The sequence below is a fragment of the Duganella phyllosphaerae genome (assembly GCF_001758785.1).
GTDB classification, from domain to species: Bacteria; Pseudomonadota; Gammaproteobacteria; order Burkholderiales; family Burkholderiaceae_D; genus Rugamonas; species Rugamonas phyllosphaerae.
In genome coordinates this window covers 57,318-73,423 of the sequence record NZ_LROM01000085.1, presented here as the reverse complement: position 1 = coordinate 73,423, position 16,106 = coordinate 57,318, and the positions used below count along the sequence as shown (strand labels likewise).

General features: G+C 63.7%; 13 protein-coding genes. 5 read left to right on the top strand and 8 right to left on the bottom strand.

Features of this window, described 5'->3' with window-relative positions:
• Positions 1–143 precede the first annotated feature (143 nt).
• The 4 genes from DUPY_RS12510 to DUPY_RS12495 all read right to left on the bottom strand — a co-directional run bounded on the left by DUPY_RS12510 (position 144) and on the right by DUPY_RS12495 (position 3,379).
• Entirely contained in the window at positions 144–545 is a 402-nt protein-coding gene (locus DUPY_RS12510; RefSeq protein WP_070248499.1) for a YgiW/YdeI family stress tolerance OB fold protein, read from the bottom strand.
• A 90-nt stretch (positions 546–635) separates the two neighbouring features.
• Positions 636–1,997, bottom strand: a complete 1,362-nt coding sequence (locus DUPY_RS12505) for an ATP-binding protein (RefSeq protein ID WP_070248497.1) — start codon at positions 1,995–1,997, stop codon at positions 636–638.
• The gene (locus DUPY_RS12500) at positions 1,987–2,652 is read right to left on the bottom strand and encodes a response regulator (RefSeq protein WP_070248495.1); all 666 of its coding nucleotides are present in this window, start codon (positions 2,650–2,652) and stop codon (positions 1,987–1,989) included. The genes DUPY_RS12505 and DUPY_RS12500 overlap by 11 nt, the downstream gene beginning before the upstream one ends.
• A 46-nt stretch (positions 2,653–2,698) precedes the next feature.
• A complete protein-coding gene (locus DUPY_RS12495; protein WP_070248493.1) occupies positions 2,699–3,379 on the bottom strand; it encodes a DNA-binding protein in 681 nt (226 codons plus the stop codon).
• A gap of 216 nt (positions 3,380–3,595) precedes the next feature.
• On the opposite strand from DUPY_RS12495, the gene DUPY_RS12490 reads away from it, so the two are divergent.
• Both DUPY_RS12490 and DUPY_RS12485 read left to right on the top strand, forming a co-directional pair.
• Positions 3,596–4,051: a fasciclin domain-containing protein gene (locus DUPY_RS12490; RefSeq protein ID WP_056147126.1), complete on the top strand. Its 456-nt coding sequence runs from the start codon at positions 3,596–3,598 to the stop codon at positions 4,049–4,051.
• A gap of 115 nt (positions 4,052–4,166) precedes the next feature.
• Positions 4,167–6,857: a bifunctional acetate--CoA ligase family protein/GNAT family N-acetyltransferase gene (locus DUPY_RS12485; protein WP_070248491.1), complete on the top strand. Its 2,691-nt coding sequence runs from the start codon at positions 4,167–4,169 to the stop codon at positions 6,855–6,857.
• Positions 6,858–6,952: 95 nt separating this feature from the next.
• Here DUPY_RS12485 and DUPY_RS12480 read toward each other — a convergent pair whose 3' ends face one another.
• Positions 6,953–7,672 carry an NADPH-dependent F420 reductase gene (locus DUPY_RS12480; RefSeq protein WP_070248489.1) on the bottom strand — a complete coding sequence of 240 codons (720 nt, stop codon included), beginning with the start codon at positions 7,670–7,672 and terminating at the stop codon, positions 6,953–6,955.
• Between the two features lie 206 nt (positions 7,673–7,878).
• Entirely contained in the window at positions 7,879–8,799 is a 921-nt protein-coding gene (nhaR, locus tag DUPY_RS12475) for a transcriptional activator NhaR (protein ID WP_070248487.1), read from the bottom strand.
• Between the two features lie 144 nt (positions 8,800–8,943).
• On the opposite strand from nhaR, the gene DUPY_RS12470 reads away from it, so the two are divergent.
• Together DUPY_RS12470 and DUPY_RS12465 are read left to right on the top strand one after the other, a co-directional pair.
• Positions 8,944–9,900, top strand: coding sequence for a TerC family protein (locus tag DUPY_RS12470; RefSeq protein WP_070248485.1), 957 nt, complete (start codon positions 8,944–8,946; stop codon positions 9,898–9,900).
• Between the two features lie 55 nt (positions 9,901–9,955).
• A complete protein-coding gene (locus tag DUPY_RS12465; protein WP_070248483.1) occupies positions 9,956–10,366 on the top strand; it encodes a TerB family tellurite resistance protein in 411 nt (136 codons plus the stop codon).
• A 28-nt stretch (positions 10,367–10,394) separates the two neighbouring features.
• Here DUPY_RS12465 and DUPY_RS12460 read toward each other — a convergent pair whose 3' ends face one another.
• On the bottom strand, positions 10,395–13,160 hold the full coding sequence (locus tag DUPY_RS12460; protein ID WP_070248481.1) for a M16 family metallopeptidase: 2,766 nt from the start codon (positions 13,158–13,160) through the stop codon (positions 10,395–10,397).
• A 167-nt stretch (positions 13,161–13,327) separates the two neighbouring features.
• Between DUPY_RS12460 and DUPY_RS12455 the strand changes: the two genes are divergently transcribed.
• Positions 13,328–14,251, top strand: coding sequence for a DUF2167 domain-containing protein (locus DUPY_RS12455; protein WP_070248479.1), 924 nt, complete (start codon positions 13,328–13,330; stop codon positions 14,249–14,251).
• A 66-nt stretch (positions 14,252–14,317) separates the two neighbouring features.
• Here the strand turns inward: DUPY_RS12455 and DUPY_RS12450 are convergent, their stop codons facing one another.
• Positions 14,318–15,976, bottom strand: a complete 1,659-nt coding sequence (locus DUPY_RS12450) for a M28 family metallopeptidase (RefSeq protein WP_070248477.1) — start codon at positions 15,974–15,976, stop codon at positions 14,318–14,320.
• Positions 15,977–16,106: the final 130 nt, after the last annotated feature.

Genomic DNA, 16,106 nt, shown 5'->3' with positions numbered 1-16,106 from the left:
GTCGGCAGCAGATCCTGTGCTGTTTTCGGGATAAACCGGGGGCGTGCGGGGCGCGCAAAAAAAAACCGGAGCGCACAGGCGCTCCGGTTCCTGCTGCGGAAATGAGACAGATCGCGCAGAATTGCGCTTGTTTATTCGGCAAATTATTGGGCAACCTTGACCTGCTTGACGTCGAAGGTCGATTCGCCAAAGGTTTCCTTGTCGAACTCACCGGTCAGTTCCACCAGCGTGTTCTGGTCGATGTTGACGCCTTGCGGGAAGTGCTTGGCGTCGATTTCCACCGTGATCTTGCCGCTGGCATCGGTGAACTCGTAGTCTTCGCCGCCCTTGTGGCTGGTCAGTTTGCCCTTGAGCTTGGCGTACTGGTCGTCCTTGCCGTTGGCCAGCAGGTCGTTGGCGGTGCTCATCGCCACGCTGGACGGGCCAGTATAGCCGGTGGCGGCAGGCTTGGTGGTCGGGCCGGTATAGCCGCCCGACTGGGCGATGGCCAAGGTGGAACCGGCGAGTAATGCGGTCAGGCAGGTGACCTGGATAAAACGTTTCATGGTGTGGTCCTTTCGTGGTGGGCTTGGACGTATTACACCGAGCGGACATTAACCGGATCTTAATATCGGATGCTTAATGGTTTAATGGGCTTAATGCGCCGGCAGATCCATGGTCACGCCGAGACCCTGCCCTTCGAGGCCGGCGCCGAAGACCAGCGCGCCGCCATGCAGCTCCACGATGCGCCTGACGATCGACAGTCCCAGCCCGCTGCCGCCCTGCCCTGCCTCGTGCCCGAGCACGCGGAAGAACCGCTCGGACAGGCGCTGGCGGCTCGCTGCATCCACGCCGGGGCCATTGTCGCGCACGGTGATGACGATGCGCCCGGCGGCACGCACTGCGTCGAGCTCGATGCGGGCGCCGTCCGGGCAGTAGCGCACCGCGTTATCGAGCAGGTTGCGCACGGCGATCTGCAGCATGGCCGGATTGGCCTGGGCCACCGCGCCGGTACAGCGCAGCACCAGCGTGATGCCGCGTCGGGTGACGTTGTCGGCAAGCGTCGCGCGCAATTGCTCGCACAGCGGCGCCAGCGGCACCGGCTCGGTGGCCAGCTGTTCACGCGTGACCGGATCAAGGCGGGCGAGCGCCAGCAGGCTGTCCACCAGCGCTGTCACGCGGGCGATATCGTCGCGCAGTTTTTTGAAGGGCGCGGCCAGCGCGGCGTCCGGGTGCTGGCGCTGCAGCAGCTGCACGTGCATGTGCAGGCCGGCCAGCGGCGTGCGCAGCTCGTGCGCGGCGTCGGCGGTGAAGCGGCGTTCGGCCTGCAGGGCGGCGTCCAGGCGCCCCAGCACGCCATTGAGGGCCTGTACGATGGGCAGCAGTTCGCGCGGCTGACCATCGACCGCCACCAGCGCCAGATCGTGCGGCGTCTTGGCGGCAATCGCGGACGCGGTCTGGCGCAACGGTTTCAGCACGCGGTGGATCAGCAGCCAGCACACCAGCGCCAGCAAGGCCAGAAAACCGGCGATGGGCAGCCACAGGTGCTCGGCCAGTTCTTCCAGGATGTCGAGCCGCTTCTTGTGCAATTGCCCCACCTGCACCTCGAAGCGGCGCGCGTCGTCGCGCACCACGAACACGCGCCAGCGCTGCTGGCCCTGGCGCGGATCGGCAAAGCCGTGGTCGTCGTCGAAGCCGGCCACGAACGGCGTGGCCGGCGCGCCGCTGGTGCGTTGCAGGACGCGGCCATCGACCACGATCTGGTACTGCATGTCGACCTTGCGCTCGCTGGTGCGGCCAGCCTGGGCCCGTGGCAGCAGGCCGCGTTCATTCCAGTCGGTGGTGGCGGCCAGCAGCATATAGCCCGATTCCTCGAGTGCGTCGTCGAACACGTCGTTGGTTTCGTGCCAGGCGATGTAGGTGACGATGCCCAGGCTGGCCAGCCACAGCACGGTGCTGGCAGCAACGATGGCGACGAGCAGGCGGCGCCGCAGCGACCACGATGGTTCAATCACCATCGTGCTTGAGCCGGTAGCCGAGGCCGCGCACGGTGACGATGCGCTCGCCGCCGAGCTTCTTGCGCAGGTTGTGGATGTACACCTCGATGGCGTTGCTCTCCACTTCGTCGCCCCAGCCGTACAGGGTTTCTTCGATCTGGGCGCGCGAGACGATGCTGTTCTTGCGCAGCATCAGCGCGTAGAGCACGTTGTATTCGCGCGCGGTGAGCGCCACCGGCTGGCCGGCCAGGCTGGCCTGCTTGGTTTCCAGGTTGAGCGCCAGGTCGTCGTGCACCAGCGCGTTGCTGACCTGGTCGGCGCCGCGTCGCACGGCAGCGCGGATGCGGGCCGACATTTCCTCGAGTTCGAACGGTTTGACCAGGTAGTCATCGGCACCCAGGTCCAGCCCTTCCACGCGGTCAGACAGGGCGTTGAAGGCGGTGATCAGGATCACCGGCACCCGGTTGCCGGCGCCGCGCAGCTCGGCCAGCAGGGCGTCGCCGGTCATGCCGGGCAAGCCGCGGTCGAGCAGTACGCAGTCGTAGCGGTGGGTCATGAGCGCGGTCTGCGCCGAGTCGCCGCGGCGCACCCAGTCGACCGCGTGCTGGTCGAGCCGCAGCCAGGCCAGGATGGTTTCGCCAAGAGAGGTGTCGTCTTCGACTAACAGTATGCGCATGGCGGGCGAGTGTGAGGATCGAAGATGAAGCGAATCTTAATGCAGCTTAGCCGCCGCCGCGTACCTGGCGGGCATCCAGGCGTGCTCGCAGTTCCTGGATCTCGGCGGCGAAGTTGTCACGCGCGGTAATCGCGCCCACCAGTTCCATTTCGGCGGCCAGGCGACGGTCGGAATCGGCGGCGGCAGCGGCCACGTTGCGTTCGAGCTGGTGGCGCAGGTCGGCCAGCTGGCTGTCCTTGCCTTCGATGGCCAGGTGGTCCTTGGCCTTGCCCACCAGCGCGTCGGTGGCGATCTGGCGCGCGTTGCGCAGTTCGGCCTGCAGGCGTTCGATCTGTTCGTCGCGCTCGGCCAGGATTTCCAGCGCCTCGTCGCGGGCGGCGGTCACGCTGTCGCGTTCGGCCTCCAGCCGGGCGCTGGCGTCGAGCAAGGCATCGAGGTCGCCGCCGGTTTGCTCCAGGCCGGCGCGGTTGGCGGCGCCCGCCTCGTCCGCGTATTGTTTGGCCCAACCGGCCAGCGCGGCGACCAGTTCGGCGGGCATCTCCGGCGCGGGCGCCGGCGTCGATTGTGCTTGCGCGCTGCGCCAGGCAGCCAGGTGCTTGTGCATGGCAATCGATGCCGGCTCGCCCAGCGCGCCGCTGACGGCCTCGATGGTGACCGGCTGGCCATTGCCCTGCAAACCTGCAGCCGCTGCCGCAACCGCGTCGAAGGTGATCCCTGCACTTGCCATGACTTGCTCCGTATGAGTTTAGACAGCCAATATAAACGAAAAGCCCCATTTTTCCCATTAGCAATAGGACGATTCACCACAGCCATTGAACCGTCATTGAACCGATATAAGCAAACACGGGAGCAGCGCACAGTATACATGTTTCAGTTTGGCCGATACTGTGACACACATGCCGGTTCAAAGACCGGTTCAACCACCACTCCGAGGAGCAGGAAAATGAAGAAATTTTTGATGGCAGCAGCATTCACCATGGCCTTTGGCGCCGCCCAGGCAGCAGACATCGTCGATACCGCGAAAGCGGCCGGTTCCTTCAACACCCTGGTCACGGCAGTGCAGGCGGCCGGCCTGGAAAGCACCCTGAAAGGCCCGGGCCCGTTCACCGTGTTCGCGCCGACCGACGCGGCTTTTGCCAAGATCCCGAAAGCCAAGCTGGACGCACTGCTGAAAGACAAGGCCGCGCTGACCAAGGTGCTGACCTACCACGTGGTACCAGGTAAAGTGATGGCCGCCGACGTCAAATCCGGCGACGTCAAGACCGTCGAAGGCGCCTCGGTAAAAGTGGCCGTCAAAGGCGACAAGGTCATGGTCGACAAGGCCCACGTGACCAAGACCGACATCGCCGCCGACAATGGCGTGATCCACGTGATCGATACCGTGCTGATGCCGAAGTAATCCCGTAGCAGGACCAGGGAAACCGCAGGTTCCTCTCCGCAGCGCTTGCGCCACCCACCGGGTGGCGTTTTTTTATGGGAGCTGTAAACCAGGGCTTTTGCGCTATCATCGCCGCATGGATAACCACTACCTCACCCCGCTGTTCGCTCCCAAGTCCATCGTCGTCTTCGCCGGCCGCGATGACCAGCCGGACAGCCAGACCCAGACTCAGACAAGCTATGGCCGCAGCATTCGCGCCCAGCTGGAACAAGGCGGCTTCACCGGCCCGGTCAGCTATCTCGACATCGGCATGACCGGCACCCTGGCCGACCTGGCGCAGTCGCGCGCCGACCTGGCCGTAATCGCGCTGCCGCACGACCAGCTGGCGTTCGCGCTCGAGGTGGCCGGCCGCATCCAGTGCCGCGCAGCGCTGATCCTGTCGTCGAGCGTCGATCCGGCGCTGGCTGCGGCACTGGTTGCCATCGCCAAGCGCCACGAGATCCACCTGCTCGGCCCCAATTGCCTCGGTTACCAGCGCCCGCGCCTGCACCTGAACGCCAGCGTGGCCGGCCCGCTGGCCCGCCCCGGCAGCCTGGCGCTGATTTCGCAATCGGGCGCGCTCACCACCGCCATTCTCGACTGGGCCGACAAGAACGCCGTCGGTTTGTCGGCCGTGGTCTCGCTCGGCCCCAACACGGCGGTGGACCTGGCGCAAACCCTCGATTTTCTCGCCACCGATCCGGCTACCCAAAGCATCGTCATCTGCATGGAGGGGCTGACCAATGCGCGCCGCTTCCTTTCGGCGCTGCGCGGTGCGGCCAACACCAAGCCGGTGATCGTGCTCAAGGCGGGCAACGCCACCGCCGCCTCGCAGGCGGCGCTCACCCACTCGGGGGCGATGGTGCTCAGCGACGTGGTCTTCGATGCGGCGCTGCGCCGCACCGGCGCTGTGCGGGTGAAATCGTTCGTGCAGCTGTTCTCAGCCGCCAAATGCCTGGCATCGCGTTACCGGCCGGTGGGCCCTCGGCTGGCCGTGGTCACCAACGGCGGCGGCCCCGGCGTGCTGGCGGCCGACTGGATCCACGAACTGGGCCTGCAGCTGGCGCGCCTGTCCACCACCAGCATCGACGCACTGCGCCCGCTGGTGCCGGAACACGCCACGTTATCGAACCTGCTCGACCTGGGCGAAGACGCCAGCGCCGACGCCTACCGCGAAGCGGTGCTGGCCTGCGCGCGCGACAGCCAGGTCGATGGCATCCTGGTCATCTACTCGCCCAAGCTGGGCGGCGATCCGGCCGGCGTGGCCCGTGCCGTGAGCGCCCTGAACGCGGGCCTGGGCAAGCCGCTACTTACCTGCTGGATGGGCGACAGCCAGGTAATCGAAGCGCGCCAGGTGATCAATACCGCTGGCCTCGCGACGTTCCGCACGCCCGAGGCGGCGGTCGATGGCTTCAGTAACATCGCCTCGTTCTACCAGAACCAGCAACTGCTGCATCAAACACCACCGCCGCTATCGCAGCTGGCCGACCCGGACCTGGACGGCGCGCGCCTCTTGATCGAAAGCGTGCTGGCCGAGCGGCGCAAGGTGCTCACCGAGATGGAATCCAAAGCCTTGCTGGCCGCGTTCCACATCCCGATCACGCCCACCATGCTGGCGCGCAGCGCCACCGAGGCGGTGCTGATCGCCAGCCAGCTCGGCTACCCGGTGGCGATGAAGATCGACTCGCCCGATATCAGCCACAAATCCGACGTGCAGGGCGTGGCGCTGAACGTGCTCACCGCCGCCGGCGTGCGCGACACCTACGACGACATGCTGGCCACCGTGCGCCGCCTGCGTCCCGACGCCACCATCAACGGCGTGACCTTGCAGAAGATGGCCGGCAAGCGCCATGGCCGCGAGCTGTTCATCGGCGTCTCCACCGACCGCCTGTTCGGCCCTGCGATCAGCTTCGGTGCCGGCGGCACCATGATCGAACTGATCGCCGACCGCGCCACCGAACTGCCGCCGCTGAACCAGTTCCTGGCGCAGCGCCTGATCGGCCGCGTGCGCGCCGCCGACACCCTGGGCGAATGGCGCGGCGCACCGCCAGCCCAGCGCGAAGCGATCGAACACATTCTGCTGCGGGTATCGGAAATGGTGTGCGAATTGCCGCAGCTGCGCGAAGTGGACATCAACCCGCTCATCGTCGACGAATACGGCGCGCTGGCAGTCGATGCGCGCATCGTCATCGATGCGGCGCCGCCGTCATCGCACAAGTACGACCACCTGGCCATCCTGCCTTACCCGGCCGCCTACACCCAGCAATGGCCGCTGCGCGGCAGCGGCTTGTACACGCTGCGCCCGGTGCAGCCCGACGACGCCTTCATGCTGCAGGAGTTCGTGCGCGGCCTGTCGGAAAAATCGCGCTACTACCGCTTCGCCTCGTCACTGCGCGAACTGTCGGTGCCCATGCTGGCCAAGTACACGCTGATCGACTACGACCGCGAAATGGCGCTCGTCGCCGTGCAGACGCTGCGCACGCCGGGCGCCGACGGCGGCTTCGTCGAAGCGGAACGCATCCTGGGCGTATCGCGCTACATCGCCAACCCGGACGACAGCAGCGGCGAGTTTTCGCTGGTGGTGGACGACCGCTTCAGCGGCCAGGGCCTGGGCACGCGGCTGATGCTGGCGATCATGGACGTTGCGCGCGATAAAGGACTGAAGGAGCTCAACGGCCTGGTGCTGGTGAAGAACAGCGGCATGCTGAAACTGATGGCCAGCTTGGGGTTCCAGATCCGGCCGTACGAGGATGATCCGGATTTCCGGTTGTGCTCCAAGCCGCTGTGATTTAACAGCCAGGGTCGCGGAGTACGGCGCATGCCGCTTTGCACAGCCCCGCGATCATTCCTGGCACACTACCTGGCTAGGCTGCGACACCTTCCTCAGGTGGAGCCCTTTTCAGCCATTTCACGTTCGAGCTTGGCGTGATTTGCCAGGTATTCGGCGTGTTGCGCTTCGCTGCGCTGTGGCCCCAGCTTGCTGAACAGCTCGCGCAGTTGATCGGCCGGCAGATCCGCACCGTAACATGGCGTCCCCGGTTGCTGACGCCAGGATTCGTGCAGGCTGCCGTCATCGACGGCGTCAAAGCCCATTTCTTCGACCAGCGCCATCACTTTTTGCTTGGCCCCAGCATCGTCGCCGGCGACCGGTAGTGCAATACGACCGGCAACACCCTTGGGCAAGCCCTTGGTTCGAATATGTTCAGCAAAAATGTTATTGAAGACCTTAATCACCGGACGGCCCAGATGTTGCTGCACCCACTCGCTTTCCGTGAGGGAACCGGACTCCAGCTCCGGCATGTGGCCGTCGCGAAGGATGGGGTAGTAGTTGCTCGTATCGATGACTGGCACGTCGGCGGCAATGCCGGTGAACAGATCTTTGGGTAACTGGGGAATATTTTTGAGTGGAATGGTGACCACGATAATGTCGCCATGCCGGGCAGCTTCCTGAATCGTCACAGGCTTTGCGCCTGTTTTTTGCGCCACGTCTTGCAGCGTTTCTGGCCCGCGGGAGTTGGCGATATGTACCGAATGCCCCAGGCTGACCAGTCGCACTGCCAGCGCGCTGCCGATATGACCGGCACCAATGATTCCAATGTTCATAGAGTCCTCAAATTTAAAAAGTTATGCACGACGAAAAATTTCTCGGTGCAGTTAACAACTGCAACTCCGAGACACTTCTTCTTGCTGATGAATGCGCTGATCTTACACATCAACCCTGGGAGGAGTCGTACGGTTCTGTTGGGCAACCGGCCGATGCCCAACCAGGAAGATGACGAGGGCGAGACATTCGCGCCCGGCCCGGCCACTCACGCGGTGAGCGTCTGCCGCGCCGCCTGGCTGATCGCCTGCGTGGCCGGATGGCTCAAGCGGCGCTCGGTGGTAATCGCGTACACCTGCTCGCGCAGCGCCGGTATTGTCCCCACCAGCACCATGCCGGACTGGCCGTTGTGGGCGTCGGTCAGGGTTTCGGCAATCGCGACCGGGGCGAAGAACAGACCCGCGCCCGACTCGCCGAAGGCCTTGATCATGGCGCTGTCGTCGAACTCGCCCACCACGTGCAGGCGCGGCACGTGGGTGTGCAGCCACTGCATCAGCTTGGCGCGCACGGCGAAATCCTCGCCCGGCAGCAGCAGCGGCATATTGTTCAGGCAGGCTGGAAAATCACCGACCAGGGTGGCGGCCAGCGATGGCGCCCCAAATACGCCCAGCTCGCTCTCCCCCAGCAAGTGGTTGTAGCCGCGCACGCTCAGGTGGCTGGGCATGGGACGGTCGGCGATGATCATGTCGAGCCGGTGGATCGCCATGTCGGCCAGCAGCGCCGCCAGCCGCCCTTCACGGCAGATCAGCCGGGTGGGTTCGGCCAGCGACAGCGCCGGCGCCACCAGCCGGCACGCCACCGCTTTCGACACCGAATCGGAGACGCCCACCCGGAAACTGCCGACCGTGGTGGTGGACTGGTCGCGCACCACGTCGAGCAGGGCGTCGCCGGCGCTGAAGATATCTTCGGCGTGGCGCAGCACGCGGTTGCCGGTCTCGGTCAGTTCCAGGCGCCGGCCCACGCGGCGAAACAATTCCACCCCCAGGGTGTCGGCAAACTCCGTCAACTGGCCCGAGATCGACTGCGGCGTCAGGTGCAACTGTTCGGCCGCCTTGGCGATGCTGCCGCTGCGCGCCACCATCCAGAAATAGCGTAAGTGTTTGTAGTTCAGGGCAGATACCGTCGCCATGCTTTTCTCCCAAGCTTTCCAATACATCGAAATTTACGATGAATTAGTAAAGTATATTCGAATTGTACGAACAATCGTACGCTCTTATGATGGCTACGGGTTGATCGATAACATTCATCTATTTTCATGCAAGGAGGACCGTCAATGACCGGATTAGAAAATATTGCCACGGCGCCCATGTGGGCCGGGTTCGTGGCGTTCGTGCTGGTGATGCTGGCGCTGGACCTGTGGGTCTTTGGCGGCAACAAGGCGCACAAGGTGTCGATCAAGGAAGCGGGCGCGTGGTCGCTGGGCTGGTTCAGCCTGGCGCTGCTGTTCAATGCAGGCCTCTGGTACTACCTGAAAGGGACCGTTGGCCCGGAAATCGCCGAGCAAAAGTCGCTCGAGTTCCTGTCCGGCTACCTGATCGAGAAAGCGCTGTCGGTCGATAACGTGTTTATCTTCCTGCTGATCTTTACCGCGTTCGGCGTCAAGCCCGAATACCAGCGCCGCGTGCTGATCTACGGCGTGCTCGGTGCGATCGTCATGCGGGCCGTGATGATTCTCGCTGGCGCCTGGGTGGTCAACGAGTTTAAATGGATACTGTACCTGTTCGGCGCGTTCCTGCTGTTCACGGGCCTGAAAATGCTCAAGGCGGTCGATGAAGAACCGGACGTCAAGAACAACCCGGTGCTGAAATGGGCACGCAAGGTGTTGCCGGTGTCGGAAGCTGACCACGGCGAGAAGTTCATCGTGACCAAGGACGGCAAGCGCTACGTGACCACGCTGTTCCTGGTGCTGATCCTGATCGAAGTGACCGACCTGATCTTCGCAGTGGATTCGATCCCGGCGATCTTCGCGATCACCTCCGATCCGTTCATCGTGTTCACGTCGAACATGTTTGCGATTCTGGGCTTGCGGGCGTTGTACTTCCTGCTGGCAGACGTGGCTGACCGTTTCCACCTGCTCAAGTATGGCCTGGCTCTGGTGCTCTGCTTCATCGGTCTGAAAATGCTGCTGCTGCCGTGGATCCACATCCCGGTGCACATCTCGCTGACCGTGGTGGCGTCGCTGATTGCTGGTAGCGTGATCGCCAGCCTGTACGCCACCCGCAAGAAGTAATCATTGCAACATGCCGGGCAAGTCCAGCTTGCCCGGCACATCAAAGGAAAAGACTATGCGACATTATGAAGAAAACAGTGCCAGCGCCGCTGGCCGTATCGTGGCCCTGGCGATGGTGGTCGATGGCGCGCTGGCGCCGTCCGAACTGCGCGCCCTCACCCGTTCGCACCTGCTCGAACACATCGACATCGACATCGATACCTTCCACGGCCTGCTCGAAGACCTGTGCAACGACTTGCTCACCAGCTCGGTCAAGCAGGGCCACGTGGAACTGGAACCGGCCACCATCGACAGCCTGCTGGCCGAAGTGACCGAGCCCGACCTGCGCCGCCGCCTGCTGCGGGCAATGTGGGCAATTGCCGACGCCGACGGCGTGCTGGCTGACGCCGAAGCCACCCTGCTGGCCCGCGCCTGCGCCATGTGGTCGGCGGAGTCGCGGTTCATCAAGGAAAGCGCCGGCGCCTGACGCTGCAGGCAGCGCTTACAGGTAACCCTTACTGCAGGTTGCCATCAGCATCGACCTTGCGCACCTCACCGAGCTTGAGTTCGCGCACGCCGGCCTCGATCTTCTTCACGTCCCCCACCACTACCCACACCAGCTTGCCCGGCTCGATCACGCGCTTGGCCAGCGCATTGGCGTCGGCCGGCGTCATCGACGTGATCTTGCCGGTAATGGTGTTGTAGTAGTCTTCCGGCAGCTGGTATTGCAGGATGGTGCTGTAGGCGCCGCCCAGCTGGCCGGCGGTCTCGAATGAGCCCGGCAGCGACAAGGTTGAATTGTCCTGGGCTTCGCTCAGCTCGGCCTGGGTGATCGGCTTGGCGCCGGCGATGTCGCCATACTCGCGCACCAGTTCCTGCAACGCTTCCTTGGTCTTGTCAGCTTGCACCGGCGACGTGCTCAGGTACAGGCCCTGGCCACGCGCCGGCAGCACGCTCGAGCGCACACCGTACGACCAGTGCTTGTCCTCGCGCAGGTTCATATTGATGCGCGAACCGAAGTTGCCGCCGAAGATGTTGTTGACCACGCTCAGTTGCACCGCTTCCGGGGCATTGCGTGGCGGCGCCAGTTGCACCGCGTAGATCATGCTTTGCTGCGCGCCCGGCTTGTCCATCAGGTACACGCTGGTTTTCTCCGGCTGCGCCACTTGCGCGATATTTTTCTTCGGCACGTCGCCAGCCTTCCAGCCGCCAAACGCTTTTTCCAGCTGCGGCAACACTTCCGCCAGGGTGGTGTCGCCCACCACCAGCAAGGTGGCGTTGTTGGGCTTGAACCAGCTCTGGTGATACTTGACCAGGTCGTCACGGGTAATGCGCAACACCGACGCTTCGTTACCGCTGCCCGACAGCGGCAAACCGTAGGCATGCTGCTTGCCGTAGACCAGGCCCGGAATCACGCGCAGCGCCATGGCCGACGGATTGGTTTTTTCCCGGCCGATGGCAGCGAGCTGATCCTTGCGCAGGCGGTCCAGTTCCTTCTGTTCGAAAGCCGGATGCAGCACCACGTCGGCATACACGTCGAGCGCTTGCGGCAAGGTGGCCTTGAGCGTGTTGAGCTGCACGAACGAACTGTCGAGGTTGTTGTTGCTGGAGATCTGCGCGCCCAGCGATTCAACTTCCTCGCTGATTTTTGCGGCGTTGCGCTTTTGCGTGCCTTCGTCGAGCATCGACAAGGTCAGGCTGGCCACGCCGGGCAGTTCATGCGAGTCCGACGAATAACCGGCATCGACGATCATCGACAGGTTGACCACGGGCGCGGCGTGGCGCTCGGCCAGCACCACTTTCAGGCCGTTCGACAAGGTGGCTTTTTGCATGGCCGGCAGCTTCAACGATTCGGCCTTGCCCAGCGCCGGCGGCTTGCTGCGGTCGAACTTGGCGGTGGTCGTGTAGTTGGTCGGGAACGGCTGCACGTCGAGCACATAGTCGCCGTCGGCCAGCCACGCGTTCATGGCCTGCTTGACGGACGCCGGCGTGGCCGCCTTGACCGCCTTCAGGTAATCCTTGTAGCAGTCGGGATTGCCGGTGTAGGTCTGGCAGCTGGCCAGCAAGTCGCTCTTGCCGCCGAAGCCGCCCACGCGTTCGACGATGCGGGTGTATTGCGCCAGGATCTTGGTCTTGGCAATCTCCAGCTCGGCGGCGGTGGGACCGCTTTTGAGCAGCGCCTGCAGTTCCTCCTCGGCCTGGCGTTCCATTTTGCCCGAGTCGGCGCCGGGACGGGCCGTGAGCACCATGTAGAACTGGCCGGCGATCTCGGACGTCGAGTTGCTGGTGTCCACGCTGGTGGCCAGCTGCTCCTTGTACACCAGGCGCTTGTACAGGCGCGAGGTCTTGCCCTCGCCCAGCACGTAGCCGCCCAGGTCCAGCAGCGGCTCGATCGGGCTCTTGGCACCAGGCACGTTCCACACGCGGTAGATGCGCGCCTGCGGCACGCGGTCCTGCACCGTGCTGCGATGGGTGCCGGTGCGCTTGGCGATCCACTCGCTGTGCTTGGCCAGCGGTGGGCCAGCCGGAATGTCGCCGTAGTATTGTTCGACTTTTTTCAACGCGTCTTCGGGTGTGATGTCACCCGACAGCACCAGCGTGGTGTTGTTGGGACCGTAGTTGGTCTTGAACCACTCGGTCACGTCGGCCATGCTGGCCGCGTCGAGGTCGGCCATCGAGCCGATCGTGGTCCACGAGTACGGGTGGCCGACCGGCCAGGTGTTTTCGGTGAGCAGCTGGCGCGTCACGCCGTACGGCTGGTTCTCGCCCTGGCGCTTCTCGTTTTGCACCACGCCGCGCTGCAGGTCGAGCTTCTTCTGGTCGAGCACGCCGAGCAGGTGGCCCATGCGATCGCTCTCGGCAAACAGCGCGTAGTCGAGCATCGAGGTCGGCACGTTCTGGAAGTAGTTGGTGCGGTCGGGATTGGTGGTGCCGTTGAGGTCGGTCGCGCCGATGCGCTGCAAGGCGTTCAGGTAGGTCTGGTTAAAATTGTCGCTGCCGCTGAACATCAGGTGTTCGAACAGGTGGGCAAAGCCGGTCTTGCCCGGTTTTTCATTCTTGGAACCCACGTGGTACCAGGTGTTGATCGCCACCACCGGCGTCTTGTGGTCTTCGTGCACCAGCAGGGTCAGGCCGTTCTTGAGTACAAACTTTTTGTAGGGAATGTCGGGGATGGCGATATCGGCCTTCGCGACTGGCTTGACGTCGGCCGCATGGACGGACGCAGCTGAGAAGACGGCGATGGACGCCGCAAGGATGGTGCGGCGAAGCGAAATGGTCATGCACTGGCTCCTGAAAGAAAAAGCGCGCCGGCATCAGTGCCGGCGCGCTTTTATTTTATTGTAACTCGGAAAAAGTTAGATATAAATTATTTACCACAGAGGTTACCAGCATTACCAAAGCGGCAATAGTTTCCTGTAAGATACGGCCTTTCTCAAAAGGAACTGTCATGCGCCGTATCGTTATTGCCCTGCTTTGTCTCAGCCTGACGGCTATTCTTCCTGCCCGTGCGGCAGACCCGGTGGCGGCGCAGCCGACCATGACGATGGCGCAGTTTCTTGCCAGCCTGACTTTCCGCGAAGGCAAGATCAAGCTGCCCGGCGACATCGCCACCTTGGATCTGCCATCCAACTTCCGCTACCTGGACCAGGCAGATACCGCCAAGCTGCTCACCGATGGCTGGGGCAACCCTCCGGGCGCCAAGACGCTGGGCATGATCGTGCCGGCTGCCGTCAATCCGCTCAGTCCGGAGGGCTGGGGCGTCGTGGTGACCTACGACAAGGACGGCCATGTCAAGGATGACGATGCCGACACCATCAATTACGCCGACCTGCTCAAGCAAATGCAGGAAGGCACGCTTGAAAACAACAAGGAGCGCAAAGAGCAAGGTTATGCGCCGATGACGCTGGTGCGCTGGGCAGAACAGCCGAGCTACGACAAGGCACAACACAAGCTGTACTGGGCCCAGGAGCTGCATACCGAAGGTGACAAAGACAACGGACTGAACTACAACATCCGCGTGCTGGGCCGAGAGGGGGTGCTGGTGCTCAACGCGGTGGCCAGCATGGACCAGATCGCCTACGTCAAGCGCGAGATGAAAAACGTCACCGCCTTTACCGAGTTCACTCCCGGCAACCGCTACACCGACTTCAACCCCACGAGCGACAAAGTCGCCGAATATGGCCTGGCCGCGCTGGTGGCGGGTGGCATTGCCAGCAAGCTTGGCATCTTTGGCAAACTGCTGGCCTTGCTGCTGGCATTCAAGAAAATCATCCTGATTGGGCTGGCAGCGGCCGGTGGCTGGATTTACCAGCTATTCGGCCGCAAGAAAGCCGCCAAGGCTGCAGCGGTGGATCTGAGCAAGCGCGAGTAAACGCCACGCTGCTGCGGGCGTGGGACTGCAGCCACGCCGCGCTGTGCCCGCTGACGCATTGTTAGCCTAGCGGCGCTCGCCGGCAGTCTTGTCGCGCGCCGCGCGGAACTCGGCGTCGCTGGCCCAGTTCGGCCACGATTTGCCGTCGGCCAGGTCGCGGCCCAGCGCGTACAACATGCCCAGGTCGTGCGCCATGCCGGTAAACTCCCACTTGGGGCTCCACTCGTCGGACGGCTGGTGGTAGTTGTCGGTGGTGTAGGCCTGCTCGGTCTTCTTGCCGGCGGCGATGCCGCCGTCCACCCAGTCGTTACCCGAACCGTAAGAGAACGCCGGCACGCCGCGCTTGGCGAACGGGAAGTGGTCGGAGCGGAAGAAGTAGCCGGCTTCCGGCTTCGGATCGGGCGAATACGCCAGGTTCCATTGCCTGGCCTTGGCCACCAGCTGGTCCAGCAGGTCGAGCCTGGCGCTGCCCGAGATGGTGAAATTGCGCGACAAACCGTGCGGGCTCAATGCATCCATATTGATCACGCCAACCGTGGTGGCCAGCGGGTACAGCGGGTACGACGCGTAGTACTCGGAGCCGAGCAGGCCCTTCTCTTCGGCCGTCACCGCCAGGAACAGCACGCTGCGGGCGGGCTTGGGCGCCTTGCCGTAGGCGCGCGCCAGTTCCAGCATGGCGGCCAGACCGGTGCCATTGTCCACCGCGCCGTTGTAGATCTTGTCGCCCTTGGCATCGGGCTGACCCACGCCCAGGTGGTCCCAGTGGCCGCTGTAGATGACGGTCTGGTCCGGGTGGCTGGCGCCTACCACGCGCGCGGCGACGTTTTTAGACGTGATCACTTGCGCGTCCACCGCGTACCTGCCCGACAGCGTCACGTCTTTCAGTTGCACCGGCTTGAAGTCGCGCGTTTGCGCCAGTTTTTTCAGCGCCTCGAAATCCTGGCCGCCGCGCTTGAACAGGTCTGCCGCCAGGTCGCGCTGTATCCACGCTTCCACCGGGGCATGCGCCTCGGCCGGGTTCTTGCGCACGATGTCGTACATGACGTTGGTATTCGAGTTTTTCACCGTGGCCCACCCGTACGAGGCCGGTGCGGTTTCGTGCACGATGATGGTGCCCAATGCGCCGCGGCGCGCCATTTCCTCGAACTTGTAGGTCCAGCGGCCGTAATAGGTCATGGCCTTGCCGCCGAATTCGCCCTGGCCGGTCTCGAAATCGGGATCGTTGATCAGCACCACGGCCAGCTTGCCCTTCAAATCGACACCCTTGAAGTCGTCCCACTTGCGCTCGGGCGCGGTCACACCGTAACCGACAAACACCAGCGGCGCATCCTTGAAGTCCACCAGCTTGCTGCCGCTCATCGACGCGCGCACGGCCACGTCGTCGCCCTGCCTGAGCGCGTGCGTGCCCTTGGCGTCGCGCACGGACAGCGCGACCGGGCCCTTGATCTCGAAGCGACCCAGCGGCACGTCCTGGGTCCAGGCGCGCTCGCCCGGTTTGCCCTTGACCGTATCGCCGCCAGGCTGCAGGCCGGCCGCCTTGAACTGCTGCACCAGGTAGTCGACGGTGAGGGTCTCGCCGGCGGTGTTGGGGCCGCGTCCTTCGAACTTGTCGGACGAGAGCACCTTGACGTCCTGCGACAGGCGCTTGGCGTCGAACTCGGGACCGTTGGCGGCATGGACGATGCCGGCAGACAGCAGTGCGGCAATGATCAGCGTGTGTTTCAAATCTGGCTCCTCGGTAGTTTGCAACGAAGAACGAATATGACATGAAATACTTGTGGTCGCAATGGTGGGCCGTATTGGTGTCAGTGCAGCAGCGTACAGCCCGCGTGACCGACGCGGTGCACACTGGACA